At 59.0% G+C, this 18339-nt stretch carries 17 protein-coding genes; 10 read left to right on the forward strand and 7 right to left on the reverse strand.

Going from position 1 to position 18339, the window contains the following annotated elements; genetic code table 11:
• The first annotated feature begins 1 nt into the window (after position 1).
• Genes ACTNE6_RS18270 through ACTNE6_RS18280 form a run of 3 tightly spaced genes read left to right on the forward strand, consistent with a single transcriptional unit; the run spans position 2 to position 3986 of the window.
• Complete coding sequence (locus ACTNE6_RS18270) at positions 2-1066, forward strand: sodium:calcium antiporter (RefSeq protein WP_442497763.1); 1065 nt, start codon at positions 2-4, stop codon at positions 1064-1066.
• Entirely contained in the window at positions 1066-3609 is a 2544-nt protein-coding gene (gene ctaD / locus ACTNE6_RS18275) for a cytochrome c oxidase subunit I (RefSeq protein ID WP_442497764.1), read from the forward strand. Before ACTNE6_RS18270 ends, ctaD (ACTNE6_RS18275) begins: the two co-directional genes overlap by 1 nt.
• Positions 3606-3986, forward strand: coding sequence for a hypothetical protein (locus ACTNE6_RS18280; RefSeq protein WP_442497765.1), 381 nt, complete (start codon positions 3606-3608; stop codon positions 3984-3986). Before ctaD (ACTNE6_RS18275) ends, ACTNE6_RS18280 begins: the two co-directional genes overlap by 4 nt.
• Before the next feature lie 45 nt (positions 3987-4031).
• On the opposite strand, the gene ACTNE6_RS18285 is transcribed toward ACTNE6_RS18280, so the two are convergent.
• Together ACTNE6_RS18285 and ACTNE6_RS18290 are read right to left on the reverse strand one after the other, a co-directional pair.
• Positions 4032-5138 (reverse strand): AI-2E family transporter, encoded by a 1107-nt coding sequence (locus ACTNE6_RS18285; RefSeq protein WP_442497766.1) that lies wholly within the window; start codon positions 5136-5138, stop codon positions 4032-4034.
• A 22-nt stretch (positions 5139-5160) separates the two neighbouring features.
• Positions 5161-5517 carry a BON domain-containing protein gene (locus ACTNE6_RS18290; protein WP_442497767.1) on the reverse strand — a complete coding sequence of 119 codons (357 nt, stop codon included), beginning with the start codon at positions 5515-5517 and terminating at the stop codon, positions 5161-5163.
• Between the two features lie 495 nt (positions 5518-6012).
• On the opposite strand from ACTNE6_RS18290, the gene coxB reads away from it, so the two are divergent.
• The 5 genes from coxB to ACTNE6_RS18315 are packed head-to-tail and all read left to right on the forward strand — an operon-like array spanning position 6013 to position 11251.
• Positions 6013-6975, forward strand: coding sequence for a cytochrome c oxidase subunit II (coxB, locus tag ACTNE6_RS18295; RefSeq protein WP_442497768.1), 963 nt, complete (start codon positions 6013-6015; stop codon positions 6973-6975).
• A gap of 11 nt (positions 6976-6986) precedes the next feature.
• Positions 6987-8969 carry a cytochrome c oxidase subunit I gene (gene ctaD, locus ACTNE6_RS18300; protein WP_442497769.1) on the forward strand — a complete coding sequence of 661 codons (1983 nt, stop codon included), beginning with the start codon at positions 6987-6989 and terminating at the stop codon, positions 8967-8969.
• Positions 8962-9561 carry a cytochrome c oxidase subunit 3 gene (locus ACTNE6_RS18305; protein ID WP_442497770.1) on the forward strand — a complete coding sequence of 200 codons (600 nt, stop codon included), beginning with the start codon at positions 8962-8964 and terminating at the stop codon, positions 9559-9561. The genes ctaD (ACTNE6_RS18300) and ACTNE6_RS18305 overlap by 8 nt, the downstream gene beginning before the upstream one ends.
• 8 nt (positions 9562-9569) lie before the next feature.
• A complete protein-coding gene (locus tag ACTNE6_RS18310; protein WP_442497771.1) occupies positions 9570-9983 on the forward strand; it encodes a hypothetical protein in 414 nt (137 codons plus the stop codon).
• Positions 9984-9988: 5 nt separating this feature from the next.
• Positions 9989-11251, forward strand: coding sequence for a cytochrome c (locus tag ACTNE6_RS18315; RefSeq protein ID WP_442497772.1), 1263 nt, complete (start codon positions 9989-9991; stop codon positions 11249-11251).
• Here ACTNE6_RS18315 and ACTNE6_RS18320 read toward each other — a convergent pair whose 3' ends face one another.
• Entirely contained in the window at positions 11252-12082 is an 831-nt protein-coding gene (locus ACTNE6_RS18320) for a cytochrome c oxidase assembly protein (RefSeq protein WP_442497773.1), read from the reverse strand.
• A gap of 203 nt (positions 12083-12285) precedes the next feature.
• Here ACTNE6_RS18320 and hemL point away from each other — a divergent pair, with 203 nt between their 5' ends.
• Positions 12286-13566, forward strand: a complete 1281-nt coding sequence (gene hemL, locus ACTNE6_RS18325) for a glutamate-1-semialdehyde 2,1-aminomutase (protein ID WP_442497774.1) — start codon at positions 12286-12288, stop codon at positions 13564-13566.
• 88 nt (positions 13567-13654) lie between these two features.
• Positions 13655-15004 carry a DNA recombination protein RmuC gene (locus ACTNE6_RS18330; protein ID WP_442497775.1) on the forward strand — a complete coding sequence of 450 codons (1350 nt, stop codon included), beginning with the start codon at positions 13655-13657 and terminating at the stop codon, positions 15002-15004.
• Positions 15005-15039: 35 nt separating this feature from the next.
• On the opposite strand, the gene ACTNE6_RS18335 is transcribed toward ACTNE6_RS18330, so the two are convergent.
• Genes ACTNE6_RS18335 through ACTNE6_RS18350 form a run of 4 tightly spaced genes read right to left on the reverse strand, consistent with a single transcriptional unit; the run spans position 15040 to position 18334 of the window.
• Entirely contained in the window at positions 15040-15771 is a 732-nt protein-coding gene (locus tag ACTNE6_RS18335) for a TIGR00730 family Rossman fold protein (RefSeq protein WP_442497776.1), read from the reverse strand.
• A gap of 4 nt (positions 15772-15775) precedes the next feature.
• The gene (locus ACTNE6_RS18340; protein ID WP_442497777.1) at positions 15776-16081 is read right to left on the reverse strand and encodes a c-type cytochrome; all 306 of its coding nucleotides are present in this window, start codon (positions 16079-16081) and stop codon (positions 15776-15778) included.
• Complete coding sequence (locus ACTNE6_RS18345) at positions 16071-17372, reverse strand: dihydroorotase (RefSeq protein ID WP_442497778.1); 1302 nt, start codon at positions 17370-17372, stop codon at positions 16071-16073. Before ACTNE6_RS18345 ends, ACTNE6_RS18340 begins: the two co-directional genes overlap by 11 nt.
• A complete protein-coding gene (locus ACTNE6_RS18350) occupies positions 17369-18334 on the reverse strand; it encodes an aspartate carbamoyltransferase catalytic subunit (protein ID WP_194968098.1) in 966 nt (321 codons plus the stop codon). Before ACTNE6_RS18350 ends, ACTNE6_RS18345 begins: the two co-directional genes overlap by 4 nt.
• Between the last annotated feature and the right edge of the window lie 5 nt (positions 18335-18339).

Consider the following 18339-nt stretch of genomic DNA (forward strand, 5'->3'; position numbering starts at 1 on the left):
CATGTTTAATTTCAGTAGCTACGACCTGACGACCAACCTGTGGATCTTCGCAGCGGCCGCCGGCGCGGTCTGGATCGCCGGGACAAAAATCGCCGTTTATGCCGATGAACTGGCCGAGCGCTTCAGCCTTAGCCGGGCAATGCTGGGCCTGCTGCTGCTTGCCGGCGTGACCTCGCTACCTGAGATTGCCACCGGCTTTACCGCCGCCTACAGCGGCTATCCCGAGCTGGCCGTCAACAATCTGCTCGGCGGCATCGCCATGCAGGTAGCGCTGCTGGCTGTCGCCGACTTTATTATCGGTAAAGATGCGCTGACATCGGTCGTCCCCAATCCCATGGTGATGCTACAGGGCGCGTTTAATGTCTGTCTGCTGACTTTCGTCGCAATCACCGTTCTCGTCGGCGATGTGCCGTTTCTCGGCGCCGGCGTCGGGTCGTGGTTGATTTTCACAGTGGCCATTTACAGTTTTATTAAAGTCCATGAAGCCGACAAACACCACCCCTGGGTGATCAATGATCCTGACAACATTATTTCCGGCAGGAAACACAGCCCTGATGGAGGGAAGAGCGAGCGTCCTCTCATAGACGACAGTCTGGCCTGGCTCATCGTTAAAATTCTCATCAGCGCGCTGACTATCCTGTTTGCAGGCTTCATCGTGGCAACCGTCGGGGACGTGATTGCCGGGCAGACCGGACTGGGAGTCTCGTTCGTCGGTTTTGCCCTGGTGTCTATCGCAACGTCGCTGCCGGAAGCGAGCACGGTATTTGCCAGCGTGCGCCGCGGCCTCTACACAATGGCTATCTCCGATATTCTGGGCACCACCGCTTTCAATGTGGCGCTGCTGTTAGGCGTTGACGCGCTTTCGGATGGCGGGCCGGTGCTGTCGCGCGTCGGGCATTTTACCGCGATCGGAACTTTGCTGGGGCTGGCGGTCACGGGCATGTTTTTGGTAGGGCTGGTCGAGCGGGCCAACCGCACGTTTTTGCGTATGGGCATAGATTCGGCAGCCATTCTCGTCGCTTATTCCGGCGGCATGTTTTTGCTCTATTCCATGAGGGGGAGTTAGTGGCAAATATCAGTGACGAAGAAATTGCACTGCCCAACCGCTCGCCGCGGCCGCCGGGCGAAAAGGAAGAACTGCTGCGCATTTGGGAAACCCCGCCCGGCTGGCGCTGGATTACGGCGGTCAATAATACCGTCGTGGGACTGCTTTATCTGGGCGCCGCCTTTGCCTTTTTCGTGCTGGCAGGACTTTTGGCGCTGGTCATGCGCACGCAGCTGGCCGTGCCCGAGAATGAGCTGGTCAGCCAGGATCTCTACAATCAGATGTTCACCGTGCACGGCACGACGATGATGTTCCTGTTCGCGGTGCCGGCCATGGAGGCCTTAGGCGTGCTATTGCTGCCACAGATGCTGGCCGCAAGGGACCTGCCGTTTCCGCGCCTGAGCGCGTTTGCCATCTGGGCCTACATCATCGGCGGCTCGGTGTTTTTCTCCACAGTTTTTTACGGCCTGGCGCCCAAAGGCGGCTGGTTCATGTATCCGCCCTTGACGCTGACGGCTTTTTCGCCCGGCGACAATGCCGATTTCTGGCTGTTAGGCATCGGGTTCATCGAAATCTCGGCCATTGCGGGCGCTATCGAGATCATTGTCGGCACGTTACGGACGCGGCCGCCCGGCATGTCGCTCGACAAGCTGCCCATTTTCGGCTGGTCCATGCTGGTGTTTGCCGGCATGATCGTGCTGGCGTTCCCGTCCGTAATTCTCGCGACTATGTTTCTGGAAATCGAGCGTTCGTTCGGCTGGCCTTTTTTTACTGCCGCACAGGGCGGCGATCCGCTGCTGTGGCAACATCTGTTCTGGTTTTTCGGCCATCCGGAGGTGTACATCATTTTCCTGCCGGCGGCCGGACTGGTTTCGATGATCGTGCCGACCATGGCGCGCACGCCGCTGGTCGGCTACCGGCTGATCGTCGTGGCGCTGATCGCGACGGCCTTTTTCAGTTTCGGCCTGTGGGTGCATCATATGTTCGCCACCGGCATCCCTTCGCTGAGTCTGGCCTTTTTTTCGGCGGCCAGCATGGCCGTAGCCGTGCCGTCCGGCATCCAGGTGTTTTCCTGGATCGCCACGATCGCCTCGTCCAAAGGCAGGTTCCGGCTGACCACGCCGTCGCTTTATGTGCTGGGCATGCTGTTCATTTTCACGGTCGGCGGGCTGACCGGTGTCATGGTGGCCATGGTGCCGTTCGACTGGCAGGCGCATGACACCTATTTCATCGTCGCGCATCTGCATTATGTCCTGGTCGGCGGCATGGTGTTCCCGCTGTTCGCGACCTTTTATTACTGGGCGCCCATGGTCAGCAAGCGCAGGCTGTCTGAGCGGCTGGGGAAATGGTCCTTCTGGCTGTTCTTTATCGGATTCAACGTCGCCTTCATGCCCATGCATATTTCCGGCCTGCTGGGCATGCCCCGCCGCGTCTGGACCTATTCCGAGGCATCAGGCTGGGGTTCTTATAATATGGTATCCACACTGGGCGCTTACCTGATCGGCCTGGGCGTGCTGGTCTTCATCATCGATCTGATTCGTAACTTCCGGGTCGGACAGAGCGAGGAAACCAATCCCTGGCAGGCCGGCACGCTGGAGTGGCTGCCGACCGACCTGTATTCCACGCGCACCATTCCGCACGTGACCAGCCGCGAGCCCTTATGGACGCAGCCCAACCTGTCCGAGCAGGTCGAGGCGGGTGAGCATTACCTGCCCGATGCCCCGACTGGCTTCCGCGAAACCATTATCACTTCGACCATTGATGGCAAGCCGCAATATATCATTCAAATGCCCGGCAACGGCTGGATGCATTTCTTTACCGCCGTCTTTACCGCGGCCTGTTTTCTGCTGCTGACTATCAAAGTGGTGGTGCCGGCGCTCATTTGCGGAGCTTTGGCCATCCTGTGCTGCCTGGCTTGGGTGTGGGAGCTGGACAAAGGACCGGGCAAGGGGCCGGTGCCTATCGGCGGCGGAATTGAACTGCCCATCTACGTCACCGGCCCCATCGGCCACGGCTGGTGGGCCATGGTGATTCTGATGCTGGTCGCAGCCTCGCTTTATTTCGCTTATGTGTTTTCCTATCTGTATATCTGGAGCGCATCGCCCAAGGTCTGGCCTGACAGCGTGCAGGCTATGCCCGATTTACAGTGGCCAGCCTTGAGCGCCGCGCTGTTCATAGCCAGCGCGGCCGTGTTTGCCATCGCGAACAGGACCTTGGCGGCGCCGGGCCATAAGCCGCTGTGGACGCCGCTGCTGATTTTGTCCGGCGCGCTGTTGAGCGTGCTGGCCGTGTATCTGGAATTCTGGTGCCAGTGGCAGGCAGGCTTAAGGCCCACGACATCGAGCTATGGCGCCATGGTCTACATGGGCGGCATTTTAGACGGGCAGTTGGTGTTTGCCGTGCTGGTTATGTCGCTGTTTGTGATCGCCAGGCACTTTACCGGCAAGCTCGACCGGGTGCGCGCAGCCACGCTGGAAAACACCAGTTTGCTGCTCTATTACACGGCAGGGCAGGCGCTGGTCGGCCATCTGCTGATTCATGGTTTCCCGAGGATGATTTTATGACGGCATCGAAGCATCCTTTTTCCGGAGAATCGGTCGGCGTATTGCTGATCACGCTGGTCGGCCCTCTTATCTGGGGGGTGCATTTCGGCATGGTCTACGCCCTCCATCACTTCATTTGCCTGCTGACAGGCAACAGCGCGGCCTTTTGGGCGCAGTCGGCTATCATTGCGGCCACCCTTGTAGCCTTGATAGCGTTACTGCTGGTCGTCTTCAAGCCCGAGATCATACAGCGCCTGGTCAGATATGAGACGGCACAGAAAATCAGCCAGTCGTTTCTGACCGGCGTCATGCGGCTCATGGCGCTGTTGTCGGTTTTCGGCGTGTTGTGGGCCGGCAGCGCGGCCTTATTATTGCCGGCGTGTGAGTCGATTGTATGATCGGTTAAAGGGCCCGGCTTGCTTTTCTGCCATGCGCTTTTTTCCTCAGGGCAATTTCACCGGCTCGCCCAGCACGTCCCGCATATACAGCATCTGCACCAGCACCATGATCACGACCGCCAAGGGCGAGGCAAGCAGCAACCCCAGAATGCCGAAGCCGGCCCCCAGCACGAGCTGGGCAATCAGCAGCAGGGCCGGCGGCAGATCGACGACCCGTTGCTCGATAAAAGGCGTGATCAGATAGCCTTCCAGAGACTGCACCACGAAATAGAGAAGGGCAATATAGAGCACGGTCGTTCCGTCCTGGGACAGCCCGACCATCAGCGCCGGGATGGCGGCAATCAGCGGCCCGATGTTAGGCACGAAATCCAGGATAGCGGCAACCAGGCCCAGGATGAAGGCAAAAGGCACGCCCAGCACCGCCAGCCCAATGCCGATCATTACACCGACGATGAGCATGGCCGCGATCCGGCCGAGCAGCCACCAGCGCAGCGTATGCCCGAGCCGGTCAAAAGCCTCGTAGACGCGCTCCCTGCGCGCCTGCGGAAACAGATGCGCCGTGCCGTCGATGTAGGTTTTCGGATCAGCCGCAAAATAAAGGCCCAGCACGATCACCACCACGGCGCTGCCGAGCGCCCCGAATGCGGTCGAGAAAATCCCGGCGATTTTTGCCAGTTGCTTGGAATCGGTCATGGAACTGCCCGCCCGGGACAGGGTGTCCATGAACGCCGGCCCCCATTCGTACTGTTCGAGCGCACGGCGCAGCCGCTCCGGCGCCGACGGCAATTCTTTGAACAACCGGTAGAAGCCATCGGCGAGCTTGGGGCCGTACAGCGCCAGAATCAGCGCAAAAAGCCCCAGCAGCACCGCGACCACCAACGTCAGCGACCAACCCTCGGACAAAGGCGTGCGGCGGCTGATGAAGTCAGCCAGAGTGCGCAGAAACAGCGCCAGCAACAGGCTCGCGAAAACCAGCAGCAGAATCTGGGCCACTTGCCAGAGCATCAGCAGCAACGCAACAACCGCCGCGCCGACAGCGGCAATGATTAAAGTCCGTCTGGTCAGAAATCCGCTTGTGCTGCGCGCCGCGGCGGCTGCTTTGTTATCTGTCGCTTGGCTTTCGGGTATCCTGGCTTCATCCCCAGAATTCATGCGCCCATCTTCCTAGCGAAACCTATTTAGACAGTGGGTTTTTAAGTTGTAGGTTATTGTCTACTGATTTGACGCCCTCAACGCGTTGCGCAACCTCTGCTGCCGCATTGATAGCCTCCTGAGAGTCTACAAAGCCGTTTAATTGCACTACGCCCTGATGTGTTTCGACATTGACGTCAAAAGCACTCAGTCTGGAGTCGCCGACTATAGCCGCTTTCACCTTAGAGGTAATCATGGCGTCATCCACATATTCGCCGGCAGTTTCCCCTCCTCCGGCTGCCATATCCATTCTTTCAGCCGCCATTGCCGCCCCATAACCGGCTATTGATGTCAATATCACAGCTAGAGCAAATGCTGAACAAGATTTGATTGATTTCATAACTAATCCTCCAGATGAAACGATTAATGATGAGAGTTGATCATGGTTTATACCCGAATCTTAGGCGGCACAGGCTTTTGGAATGAAACGGCAATGTATTGCCTGGCAGAGGCCGTGCATCAATCTGAGCTATCAATTAGCGATATAACGGCCCATTCTGTTCAGATTTAAGAGCAAGCCATCTCCAAAAGAATCAGTTATTCCGACAGAAAAGCAAACCGGCCCGCCTAAAGACTGGGTTTAATACATGATTTAATTAACTCTAGATCCGAAATCAGCTGTTGTCAGTTCGATGTCGAACATAAGCGACCTCGGCCAAGTAAAACTGCTCTCATAGAGGCCTGTGTCCATCTCGGAACGCGAGAACCGCGTTATGGTCATAGAACACAGATTGATGGCTTTAACAACGGAGTGATAGACATGAACAATCTTGCAGCTCCCCTGCTCCGCCTTGCTCAAAGACGACTGAAGCTCCTAATATAAACCGCGCCAGTCATGAGCATCGCCCTGTCAGAAAAGGAAATAGCGCCGCTTAACTATTTCCTGCACAGCTACGGCCCTGCCTCAATGCCGACGCTGCATCTGGGTTGGATCTTTGCATCCATCGTGGTCGTGGTTTTTCTTATCGTTGCCGGGCTCCTGGCAGGCGCTCTGCTTCATAAACGTCCGCAGAACAGCGGAAAAATTGACGATGCCGACAAAGGGCTGCGGTGGGTTTATATCGGCACCAGCATCTCGACCTGTCTATTGCTCGCCATGGCTGTTTACGCGCTGATCACGCTGAACACGGTCGCCAGGCCGCCGCAGGCGCCGGCCTTGACGCTGACCGTTACCGGCTACGACTGGTGGTGGAAAGTCGAGTATGAATACGATGATCCGAGGCTCAATTTTGTAACGGCCAACGAAATACATATCCCGGTCGGCGTGCCCGTTCTGGTGAAGCTGAAAAGCGCTGATGTCATACACGCCTTCTGGGTGCCCGTGCTGGCCGGCAAGACGCAGATGATTCCGGGCCTGATCAACCGGCAGTGGCTACAGGCCGATGCTTCCGGCGTCTATCGCGGCGAATGCACGCAGTACTGCGGGCTTCAGCATGCGCACATGGCATTGGAAGTGGTTGCGCAAAATCCCGCCGAATTCCAGCGATGGCAAACCGCTCAACATAGACGGGTAGCCCTGTCGCCTGCAAGCGATGCCGGCTGGAAAGTGTTTATGGAGCATTGCTCGGGCTGCCATTCGATTCGCGGCACCGAAGCCATAGGCGCCCATGCGCCCGATCTGACGCACCTGAAATCGCGCAGCCTGATCGCCGCCGGCACACTGACCAATACGCCCGAGCACCGGGAGCGCTGGATCACCCACGCCCAGGAAATCAAACCGGGCGCACGCATGCCCAGCATGGTCTTGCCGCCGGCCGAGCTGACTGCGCTGTCGGCGTTTTTATCGACTCTTGATTAAGGAAGCCTGCTATGACAGACAGCGCCGACAGCCCTTTAATCCGCGTACCCGAAATGGGCTGCGCCCCGCTCGGTTCGGACGCCGAAATACGCCTGGCCGGCCTGTGGGAAACGGAGCCCGGCTGGCGCGGCTGGCTGTCGACGGTGGACCACAAAACCATCGGTTTGCGCTATCTGGTCACGGCTTTCCTGTTTTTGCTACTGGGCGGCATTGAGGCGCTGATCATGCGCCTGCAACTGGCGCAGCCGGACCAGACTTTGCTGACGCCGGAGCAGTACAACCAGCTGTTCACGATGCACGGCGTGACGATGATTTTCCTATACGCACTGCCGGTGCTGTCGGGCTTTTCCAACTATCTGTGGCCGCTCATGCTCGGTTCGCGGGACATGGCGTTCCCGCGCCTCAACGCCTTGTCGTACTGGCTGTTCCTGTTCGCAGGCCTGTTCCTGTACGCCAGCTTTCCGATAGGCGAGGCGCCGAATGGCGGCTGGTTCAATTACGTGCCGCTGACCGGCCGCCTGTACGACACCGGCCCCAACATCGATGTCTATGCACTGGGCATGGTGCTGCTGGGCATCTCGACCACCGTCGGCTCGATCAATTTCATCGTCACGCTGTTCCGGTTGCGCGCGCCCGGCATGTCGATCGACCGCGTGCCGATCCTGGTCTGGGGCACGCTGACGGCGTCGGTCGCCAATGTCTTCGCCGTCCCGGTCGTCAGCCTGGCCTTCTTCATGCTCTGGCTGGACCGGCAGTTCGGCACGCACTTCTTCGATGTCGTGAATGGCGGCAAGCCGATGCTGTGGCAGCACCTGTTCTGGATGTTCGGGCACCCCTGGGTTTATGTGGTCGTGCTGCCGGCCATGGGCATCGTCTCGGACGCGCTGCCGACGTTCTGCCGCCGACCGCTGGTCGGCTACGCCCCTGTCGCGCTGTCCACGATGGCGACCATGCTGCTCGGCTTCGGAGTCTGGGTTCATCACATGTTCGCCACCGGCCTGCCGACGCTGGCGCTGTCGTTTTTCGGCGCCACCAGCATGGTCATCTCGATCCCCAGCGCCGTCGCCGTGTTTGCGTGGATCGCGACGATCTGGCTGGGCCGCCCGGTCTTCAATACGCCGTTCCTGTTTTTCGCCGGCTTCGTGCTGCTGTTTGTGATCGGCGGGCTGTCAGGCGTCATGACCGCGGCCGTGCCGCTGGATTTCCAGCTCAACGAGACCTACTTCATCGTCGCGCATCTGCATTATGTCCTGCTCGGCATCAATGTGTTCCCGGTCGTGGGCGGCATCTATTACTGGTTCCCCAAGTTCTTCGGCCGCATGATGAACGAAACATTAGGAAAATGGAGCTTCTGGGTCATGTTCATCGGTTTCAATGCAGGCTTCTTCCCGATGCACATCGCCGGCCTGTTGGGCATGCCGCGCCGGATCTATACCTATGCGCCCAATATGGGCTGGAATACGGTCAATCTGATCACAACGGCAGGTTCGTTCGTGTTTGCCCTCGGCGTGCTGCTGTTTCTGATCAATGTCTTAGTCAGTCTGAGACGCGGCGCGCCGGCGGCGGAAAATCCCTGGCAGGCGCCGACGCTGGAATGGGCCATGCCTTCGCCGCCGCCGGCTTACAATTTTGCCGTCATCCCTGTTGTCGCCAGCCGCCATCCTTTATGGGAAGACTGGCTGGACGAGGGCGCAGGCCGCTCCAGTCTCGAGACCGGCTATCTGCTCATGGAAGGGCGCGAAACGCTGGGCACGACGCCGCTCGATGCCAGGCCGGACGTCATTCTGAAAATGCCGGAAGACTCTTATGCGCCGTTCTTTCTCGGGCTGTTCAGCAGCCTGATCTTCGCCGGCCTGTTGCTGCATGCCTGGGATTTTGCCGGCTTGATGATCATGGCATCTGGTCTGTCGCTGATTGCCTGGCTGTGGCCGAGCAAGGCCCTGGCCCAGCGCGTGCCGGCCGTCAATCCTGATAAAGGAGTCGCCCATGTCTGAAATCATTCAACTGGACAGGCCGCTGCCGATCGGCAGTGAAGGCAAGCGCGCAGGCGGCTGGTGGGGATTGTTAGCCCTGATCGTGACCGAAGGCGCGCTGTTCGGGTATCTGCTGTTTTCCTACTTCTATCTGGCCTCGCAAACGCAGCAGCACTGGCCGCCGGAAGGCCTGCCGCAACTGGGCATAGCCAGCCTGAACACAGCGATGTTGCTGGCCAGCAGCGTTTTTGTCTGGGCCGGCGAGCGCAGCCTCCGGCGCCGGCAATTACAGTGGAGCTTGGCATCAATGGCCGTGGCCATCCTGCTGGGCGCCGGCTTTGTCATGGTTCAGCTCGGTGAGTGGGGGCACAAGCACTATGACATGACGGCGAATCTGTATGATTCGCTGTACTTCACGATCACGGGCTTTCATCTGCTGCATGTCGCCGTCGGACTGGTGATCCTGCTGCTGTTGCTGCTCTGGACCGCGCTCGGCTATTTTGATGATCGGCGTTATGCCGCCGTCACGATCGGCGGCGTCTACTGGCATTTCGTCGACGTGGTCTGGCTGTTCGTCTTCACCACGCTGTATCTGACGCCCTACCTCTTTTAGGAGATGCCGTGTACGCCAATGCCCCTGCTTCATTTAAACGACCCGGCCGGGTAAGCGCCCTGCGCCTGCTGGTAGCGCTGCTCGGCGCGCCGGTCGCCTGGGTGGCGCAGCTGTCGTTAAGCGAGCCGCTGGCCGCCCAGGCTTGCTATCCCTATCAGATGCCGCTGCCCGAACCGGTCTGGCAGGGGCTGCCGGCCACGCTGGTCATGATCAGCGGCGCCTGCTTGGCAATGACCCTGCTGTCGGACTTCATGGCCTGGACTTTGTGCCGGCAGACGCATGCGCCATTGTTGGAAGAGCGGGACGACCGAGACCAGTTTCTAGCCAAATTGAGCGTCATGTCGAGCTTCATCTTCACTATGGCGGTGCTGTTTACGGCTTGTGCAGTCTTCCTGGTGTCACCATGCAGCCCTTGGCATTGAATCGCATGGCAAGGCTGTTAATCTGCTTTTATGCGATGCTGCTGCCGGGCCTTGCCATAGCCCAGGCCGATGCGGCCATCAGCCGCGGCGCTTACCTGGCCCGGGCGGGCGATTGCGTGGCCTGCCATACGGCCGGAACGGAAGGCGCGCTTTTTGCCGGTGGCCTGCCGATTAACTCGCCTTTCGGCATCATCTATTCGACCAACATCACGCCGGACCCTGAAACCGGCATCGGCCGCTACACGCTGGAAGATTTCAGCCGCGCGCTCAGGGATGGCGTCGCCAGGGGCGGCAAGCGCCTGTATCCGGCCATGCCCTATGCCTCGTTCGCGGCCATAACGGACGACGATATCCGCGCCCTGTACGACTATTTCATGAAGGAAGTGAATCCGGTCAAGCATCGGCCGCCCGAAACCCGGCTGCCCTTCCCGTTCAACCAGCGCTGGACGCTGTTATTCTGGGATATGCTCTTCGTCAACCATGAGCGCTTTGAACCGAGCCCGGACCGCGATACAGAATGGAACCGGGGCGCGTATCTGGTGCAGTCCCTGGGCCACTGCGGCGCCTGTCACACGCCGCGCGGGCTGGCCTTCCAGGAAAAAGGCTATACGGAAGCCTCGCCTTACTACCTGACCGGCGCGGTCGTCGACAACTGGTTTGCCGCCAATCTGACCGGAGCGCCGGCCTCGGGCCTGGGCCGGTTCTCGGAAGAAGCCATCGCGGCCTTTCTGGGAACCGGCCACAGCGATGTGGGCGTGGTTTTCGGCAACATGGTGGAGGTGATTGAGAACAGCACGAAGTATTTGCGCAACCAGGATCTCAAGGCTATTGCCCACTATCTGAAGTCTTTGCCGGCCCGGAGCGAAAAAGCTTCCTACGAGCCCGATGCGCCGGCCGTCGCTGTAGAGCTGTCGGCGATCGTGACCGGCGAAATCGAGCGGCCGGGCGTCGGCATTTATCAGTCATTCTGCGCCAAGTGCCACAAAGCGGGCGGCGAGGGCGAAACGGGCAAATTTCCGAAGCTGGCCGGCAATCCGTCCGTGCTCGCCCACAACCCTACGTCGCTGATCCACCTGACGCTGGAAGGCGGCGAGATTGCGCAGACTCAAAGCGGCTCGAAATCAGAAAAGATGCCCGGCTTTGCCAAAAAACTGTCTGATCGCCAGATCGCCGAAGTCCTGAGCTTTATCCGCAACAGCTGGGGCAATGCCGCATCGCCGGTTACAACACGCGATGTTTCGTTGCTGCGCGAGACGTTGCGGCAGTGATCATTCAGACCTCAGCGTCAACTGCCGGAACCAACGCAAGCCGCACCAGGCGCCGGCGATCAGATACGGCAGCCCGCCCGGAACCCACATGATCAGGCCGGCGAGTTGCTGATCCTGAAGATCGAGCCTATCGTCGTATAAGGGCGTCTGCGCGAAAGTCAGCAGAGCGCCGAGCATGCCCATATGCATAAACGTAAACAGCAGAGCCGGCAAGGCCGTTGCGCTGTGCCGACCCAATACCGACCACCAGAAAAGGCCGGCGCCCAGCGCGAAGCCTGCATGTTCGAGGAAATGCCATTTGGGATCAGCCAAGGCCAGGTTATAAAACTTTGGCGCATGCCAGAACCAGATCGCGGCGCCCTGCAAGCCGCCTGCCCAGATCGGGTAACGGCTTAAATGCAAAAGCGGCCTGAAGAACCAGCGGCCTGTCCGCCCCGTTGCCGCCAGCCATTGCGGCAATGGCCGCGCCAGCGCATAGAGCGGCGCGATCACGGCCATGATCAACAGATGCTGAATCATGTGCGCGGCCGAGCCGCTTCCGAGCCAGAGCTGCGATGATCCGAACGTGGTCAAGGCCGCGATCAGGCTGGCGCCTTGAAACGTCAGCCATCGGCCTGTTGCGGGCCGCACGCGCCGGGCTCCGATGCAATAGGCCAACCAGAGCGCAGCCAGCAACAGCCCGCTGACTATGACCGGTAATCGTGCGCGGCCTGTTTCTTCAATCAGCCCATGCGCCTGAGCCGATCCCATCGTCATAAACATGACGGTTATCGGCAGTAAACCCCGCCGGCAGATCGTTCTTGGAATACGTGACAGCAAAAGCCTGCGCATGATTCTCCCTTTTCAATTGTTGAAGCCAGTCTTCATCGGTTTTAAAGCCGAGCCTGTCTATCGGCAGCCGCTACCAGCCTAATCCAGGCAAAAAAGCGGGTCTGTGCGGCAGCATACGCATCTTGATCGTGATAACCCCTTCCAATCCCGGCCAAGTTCCCCTATCCTTTACGCCATTCAAAATTAACTTTAACTGAAAAATTATGACTGAAGCAGCTGTTTTATTTTCCGATGCCAAACGCGTCATTCCGGGCGGCGTGAACTCGCCCGTGCGTTCTTTCAGCGGCGTGGGCGGCACGCCTGTTTTTATCGACCGGGCCAGCGGTCCTTATCTATACGACAGCCAGGACAATCGGTATATCGATTACGTCGGCTCGTGGGGTCCTATGGTGTTAGGCCATGCCCATCCCGAAGTCATTGCAGCAGTCAAGGCGGCTGCCGAGAAGGGCCTGAGCTTTGGCGCGCCGACCGAAATCGAGACGCGCATGGCCGAACGCGTGACCGAGCTGGTGCCGTCCATCGATCTGGTCAGAATGGTCAGCTCCGGCACCGAAGCGACCATGAGTGCGATCCGGCTGGCGCGCGGCTATACCGGCCGCGACAAGATCGTCAAATTCGAAGGCTGCTATCACGGCCATTCCGACTCCCTGCTGGTCAAGGCCGGCTCCGGCGCGCTCACGCTGGGCGTACCGAGCTCGCCGGGCGTACCTGCCGCCTTCGCCGAAAACACCATTACCCTGGCCTATAACGATAGTGAAGCGGTCAAAACGTTGTTTGCCGGGATCGGCGAGCAGATCGCCTGCATTATCGTCGAGCCTGTCGCCGGCAACATGAACTGCATTCCTCCGGTGCCGGGCTTTCTGGAAACCCTGCGCCAGGTCTGCGACCAATACGGCAGCGTGTTGATCTTCGATGAGGTCATGACCGGCTTCCGGGTCGGCCTGCACGGTGCCCAAGGTTTGTATGACATTACTCCCGATCTGACCACATTGGGCAAGATCATAGGCGGCGGCATGCCGGTCGGCGCCTTCGGCGGCAAACGGAAAATCATGGAATGCCTGGCGCCGCTGGGCCCGGTCTATCAGGCCGGCACGCTGTCGGGCAATCCGGTCGCGATGGCCGCCGGCTTGAAGACGCTGGAACTGATCTCTCGCCCTGGCTTTTTCGAAGAACTGACGGCAAAAACCGAAAAACTGACGACGGGCATGAAGCAGCGCGCCCAACAGGCCGGCATCGCGCTGACCACCAATGCCGTCGGCGGCATGTTCGGGCTGTTTTTCACCGAAGCCGAGCGGGTAACGAGCTTTGCCCAGGCCATGCAATGCGACCAGAACCTGTTCAAGCGCTTCTTCCATGCCATGCTGGAGCAAGGCGTTTATCTGGCGCCGTCGGCTTTTGAAGCCGGGTTTGTATCCATTGCGCATACGGGCGAGGACCTGAATCAGACGCTTGATACCGCTGAGGCCATCTTCAAACGTTTATAATAGAATGATAACCGCTCGCGGTTCGTGCCCAGATCTGAGTACGAACCCGGCGCTATCTATCGCCCCGCTCTGAAATCCGAGATGTAATATGGATTTGCTCAATAGCATACCCGCCTGGGTATTTGCCTTAATCGGTACTTTAATAGGCGCAGTCGTGATGGGCCTGGCCAATGGCCGCAATAAAACGCTTATCGCGCGACTGTCGACCGATCTGGCTGTCGCCGAAGAAAAATTAAAGCAACTGCAAGGCCGTGAAGCCGAATTAAAACAGTATCAGCAGCTCCTGATGCAGGCCCAGGCCCAAAATGCCCACTTGCAGGCGCGCATGGACGAGCAGGCCAAGCATGCGGCTGAAAAGCTGGCACTGCTGCAGGATGCCGAAGTCCGGCTGAAAACCCAGTTTGAGAATCTGGCGGGCAAAATCTTCGATGAGCGCAGCCGGCAGTTTACCGAACACAACAAAGCCAGCCTCGACCACATCGTGACGCCGCTGCGCGAGCAGCTGGGCGAGTTCAAGCAGCGCATCGAAACGGTTTACGACAACGAAAACAAAGACCGCATTTCCCTGCGCGAGGAGATCATTTCATTGCGGCGCGATACGGCGCAGATGAACCAGGAAGCGCTGAACCTGACGCGCGCCCTGAAAGGCGACAAGAAAGCCCAGGGCAATTGGGGCGAGATGGTTCTGGAAAAAGTGCTGGAACAGTCGGGTCTGCGCAAGGGCATCGAGTATGAGACGCAAGGCGCGTTCAGGGATGAGGACAACCGGCTGTTCAAACCCGATATCATCATCCGCCTGCCCGAGGGCAAGGACATCATCATTGATTCCAAGGTGTCGCTGCTGGCCTATGAGCGCTACTGTGCCAGCGAAGACGACCAGGAAAAGGCGCTGGCCTTGAAGCAGCACACGGACGCCGTGCGCGAGCATATCAAGAGCCTGAGCCAGAAAGACTACGCCAGCCTGAAGGGCCTGCGGTCGCTGGATTTTGTCCTGCTGTTCATGCCGATCGAGCCGGCCTTCATCGCCGCCGTCCAGGGCGATGAGCGCCTGTTCACCGATGCCCTCGAGCACAAGATCGTGATCATCACGCCGACCACATTGCTGGCGACCTTGCGCACGATCGAGAATATCTGGCGTTATGAGCGCCAAAACGAGAATGCCCGGGCCATAGCCGACAAAGCCGGCATTCTTTATGACAAAATCCGCGGGTTTGTCGATGATCTCGACAGGCTGGGCAGGCAGCTGAGCACGGTCAACGCGACCTACGACAGCGTCATGAATAAACTGACGCGCGGCAACGGCAACCTGATCCGCCAGGCCAGCAGCTTTGTCGACCTGGGCGTTAAAGTCAAGAAGACTTTTCCTAAAAGCATTACCGAGCAGGCTGGGTTGGAAAGCGATGAAGCCGGTCAGGATGCCACATTTGAAAACTTATAAAGGCGGCTAAAATCGCCCTCACAGGCCGCGAAGCATTAGCTGAACGCTTCAGCCTCTCGCCTCGATTCCTTGATCGACCGCGCGCGCTGCCTGTTTTTCCACTCCCGGTGCTCGATCATGACCTGCAGCACTTCCTGCGGGTCATCGGTCACCTTGATTAAATCCAGATCTTGCGGCGAGATGGTTTCATACTTGATCAGGGTCGTTTTAATCCAATCGATCAGGCCGCCCCAGAACTCGGTGCCGAACAGCACCAGAGGCATCGGATATATTTTGCGCGTCTGCATCAGCGTCAGCGCCTCAAAGAGCTCATCGAGCGTGCCGTAACCGCCGGGCATGCAGATATAGCCCATCGAATAGCGCACGAACATGACTTTACGCACGAAAAAATAACGAAAATCCAGCGTGACGCTCTGATAAAGATTGGACCGCTGCTCCATCGGCAGATTGATGTTCAGGCCGATAGAGGAACGCTCCTGCAGATAAGCACCCTTGTTGGCCGCCTCCATAATGCCGGGACCGCCGCCGCTGATAATCGCAAAACCGTTTTGCGCCAGCAGTTCGGCCACTTCGACCGTTTTCTCATAATAGGTATGATCGCGGCCAAGCCGCGCCGAGCCGAAAATCGACACGGCGTCGCACAGGCCGGACAGCCTGTCGAAGCCCTCGGTAAATTCGCTGATGATTCTGAAGATGCGCCAGGACTGGTCGCCTTTCATATCCTCGATAATGCCCGAGGCATCATAATGGTTCTTCCAGCAGTCCATCGCTTCACTCCCTCAGACTGTGGTCCAGGACATATGCGCTGAGCGCGCGCATGTCCTGGTCTTTGATATTGGGGAATTTCGGCATCATCAGCGAGCCGGCATGCACCTTGTGAGCGATATAAGTCGGCGTCGCCTTGTCGCTGTCCAGCGTAAACAGCTTGCCTGGCACGCTGTCTATCCCTTTGTTGTGACATTCGGCGCAGGCGGCCTTGAAGATCAGCTCGCCGCTGGCGCCGGACTCGGGCATATAGTCTCTTGTGCAGCCCGCTATCAGCAGGGCCGCACCGATCAAGGCCAGCTTATTGTTCATGACTGGCTTCCTGCACCAGCTCATGAATGATCCGGCCGCCCTGCAAGGTATGCGTCACGCGGCCTTTCAGGGTCTGGCCCCAAAACGGCGTATTGGCGCCCTGGCTTTTCCAGCTGTCCTGATTGACTTGCCAGTTCAGTTCCGGATCAAACACACAGACATCGGCGGAAAATCCCGGCGTCAGCGCTCCGCTCCTCAGGCGCAGGATCTGCGCCGGTTTCTCAGCCAGGGCCGCAATGCCCTGCGTCAGCGTGATGGCCCGTTGCGCGACGAGCGTCAGCATCAAAGGCAGCAGCGTTTCCAGCGTCGACATGCCCGGCTCGGTTTCCGGGAAGGCGCCGAGCTTGGCGTCGAGATCGTGCGGCTGGTGGTCGGAGCAGATGCTGTTGATCGTGCCGCCGGCCAGCCCCTGCCGCAGGTACTCCTTGTCCTCTTCGGTGCGCAGCGGCGGCAGGACATGATAGGCGCTGTCGAACGGCGCAATGTCGTTTTCGGTCAGATGCAGCTGATGCATAGCCACGTCGGCGCTGACATCGAGGCCGTATTTCTTCGCCTGATGAATCCGGATGACGGAGCGCTTGCCGCTGAGCTGGCCGAAATGCACGCGGCAGCCGGTCAGCTCGGCCAGTTCCAGACATTGCGCCAAGGCGATGGTTTCGGCCGCTTCCGGGATGCTCGGCAGGCCATAGCGCGTCGCGAACGCGCCCTCATGCGCGCAGCCTTTGTGGCCCAGCCAGTAATCGTTGGGCCGGAACATCAGCAATAGGTCGTGGCTGGCGGCGTATTCCATGGCGCGGCGCAGAATCAGCAGGTTTTTGACCGGCTGATTGGCATTGCCGACCGCGATGCAGCCAGCCTGTTTCAGCGACAGCATGTTGCTCAGTTCGTTGCCTTCCAGTTTCTGGCTCAGCGCCGCGATCGGATAGATCTGGGCATAGCCGGCTTTCTCGGCGAGGTCCTTGACCAGTTCCGCTACCGCCGGCGTATCGATGACCGGCACGGTATCGGGCTGCAGGCATAGAGTCGTGACGCCGGCGCTGGCGGCGGCCGCCGTTTCGCTGGCGAACGTCGCCTTGCGGCTCTGCCCCGGTTCGCGCAGGCGCGTGCTCAGGTCGATGAAGCCCGGGCAAATGATTTGACCATATGCATCGATAATCCGGTCGGGCCTGAAGCCGTCCGGTTCGTTGAGCACGGAAACGATCTTGCCATCGGCAATATAGACGGAACCGACATGGTCGATTTTGTTGGCGGGATCGACGATGCGGCCCTGGCTGATTTTTATGCGGCTCATGATAAGGCTCCCTGTCTTTGCATGGCCATGGACATGACCGCCATGCGCACGGCGATGCCGTTGCTGACCTGTTTCAGGATGACGGACTGCGGGCCGTCGGCGACTTTGGAATCGATCTCGACGCCGCGGTTGATCGGTCCCGGATGCATGACGATGGCGTCCGGCTTGGCGATTTTCAGCTTGTCTTCGGTCAGCCCGAAGCATTTGAAATACTCGCTCTCGCTGGGCAGCAGTGCCGAGGTCATACGTTCTTTCTGCAGGCGCAGCATGATGATGACGTCGATATCCTTCAGGCCTTCGTTCAAGTTGTGCGATACGGTCACGCCGAGCGTCTCGACATGCGCAGGCAGCAGCGTTTTCGGTGCGATGACGCGGACTTCGGCTGCGCCCAGGGTATTCAATGCCAGAATCTGCGAGCGTGCGACCCGTGAATGCAGAATATCGCCGATGATCGCCACGCGCAGCCGCGAGAAGTCCTGTTTGATCTGGCGGATCGTGAACATGTCCAGCATGGCCTGTGTAGGATGCGCGTGCTGGCCGTCGCCGGCGTTGATGACGCTGATATGCGGCGCCGTGTGCTGGGCGATGAAATGGGCCGCGCCGCTGATGGCGTGGCGCACGACGAACATGTCCACGAACATCGACTCCAGGTTGCGTATGGTGTCGAGCAGGCTTTCGCCTTTCGAGGTTGCCGAGGTGGCGATGTTCATGCTCAGGACATCGGCGGACAGGCGCGTCGCGGCCAGTTCGAAGGTCGTGCGCGTGCGCGTGCTGTTTTCAAAGAACAGGTTGACGATGGTCTTGCCGCGCAGCAGCGGCACTTTTTTGACCTGTTGCTCGGACATGCCGGCAAAAGACTCGGCGGTGTCGAGAATTTCCGTCAGCAGGTTTTTGTTTAGCCCTTCAATGGTCAGGAAGTGTTTGAGCTTGCCTTCCGAATTTAACTGTAGATTATCAACCATGGATA

The organism is Methylobacter sp. sgz302048 (assembly GCF_052162025.1).
Classification (GTDB): domain Bacteria; phylum Pseudomonadota; class Gammaproteobacteria; order Methylococcales; family Methylomonadaceae; genus Methylobacter.

What these genes read in the sequence shown, in the direction of transcription:
- ACTNE6_RS18270 (WP_442497763.1), top strand. Translation starts at nt 2, where the DNA reads ATGTTTAATTTCAGTAGCTACGACCTGACGACCAACCTGTGGATCTTC.
- ACTNE6_RS18280 (WP_442497765.1), top strand. Translation starts at nt 3,606, where the DNA reads ATGACGGCATCGAAGCATCCTTTTTCCGGAGAATCGGTCGGCGTATTG.
- ACTNE6_RS18285 (WP_442497766.1), bottom strand. Translation starts at nt 5,138, where the DNA reads ATGAATTCTGGGGATGAAGCCAGGATACCCGAAAGCCAAGCGACAGAT.
- ACTNE6_RS18290 (WP_442497767.1), bottom strand. Translation starts at nt 5,517, where the DNA reads ATGAAATCAATCAAATCTTGTTCAGCATTTGCTCTAGCTGTGATATTG.
- coxB (WP_442497768.1), top strand. Translation starts at nt 6,013, where the DNA reads ATGAGCATCGCCCTGTCAGAAAAGGAAATAGCGCCGCTTAACTATTTC.
- ctaD (WP_442497769.1), top strand. Translation starts at nt 6,987, where the DNA reads ATGACAGACAGCGCCGACAGCCCTTTAATCCGCGTACCCGAAATGGGC.
- ACTNE6_RS18305 (WP_442497770.1), top strand. Translation starts at nt 8,962, where the DNA reads ATGTCTGAAATCATTCAACTGGACAGGCCGCTGCCGATCGGCAGTGAA.
- ACTNE6_RS18315 (WP_442497772.1), top strand. Translation starts at nt 9,989, where the DNA reads ATGGCAAGGCTGTTAATCTGCTTTTATGCGATGCTGCTGCCGGGCCTT.
- ACTNE6_RS18320 (WP_442497773.1), bottom strand. Translation starts at nt 12,082, where the DNA reads ATGCGCAGGCTTTTGCTGTCACGTATTCCAAGAACGATCTGCCGGCGG.
- hemL (WP_442497774.1), top strand. Translation starts at nt 12,286, where the DNA reads ATGACTGAAGCAGCTGTTTTATTTTCCGATGCCAAACGCGTCATTCCG.
- ACTNE6_RS18330 (WP_442497775.1), top strand. Translation starts at nt 13,655, where the DNA reads ATGGATTTGCTCAATAGCATACCCGCCTGGGTATTTGCCTTAATCGGT.
- ACTNE6_RS18335 (WP_442497776.1), bottom strand. Translation starts at nt 15,771, where the DNA reads ATGGACTGCTGGAAGAACCATTATGATGCCTCGGGCATTATCGAGGAT.
- ACTNE6_RS18340 (WP_442497777.1), bottom strand. Translation starts at nt 16,081, where the DNA reads ATGAACAATAAGCTGGCCTTGATCGGTGCGGCCCTGCTGATAGCGGGC.
- ACTNE6_RS18345 (WP_442497778.1), bottom strand. Translation starts at nt 17,372, where the DNA reads ATGAGCCGCATAAAAATCAGCCAGGGCCGCATCGTCGATCCCGCCAAC.
- ACTNE6_RS18350 (WP_194968098.1), bottom strand. Translation starts at nt 18,334, where the DNA reads ATGGTTGATAATCTACAGTTAAATTCGGAAGGCAAGCTCAAACACTTC.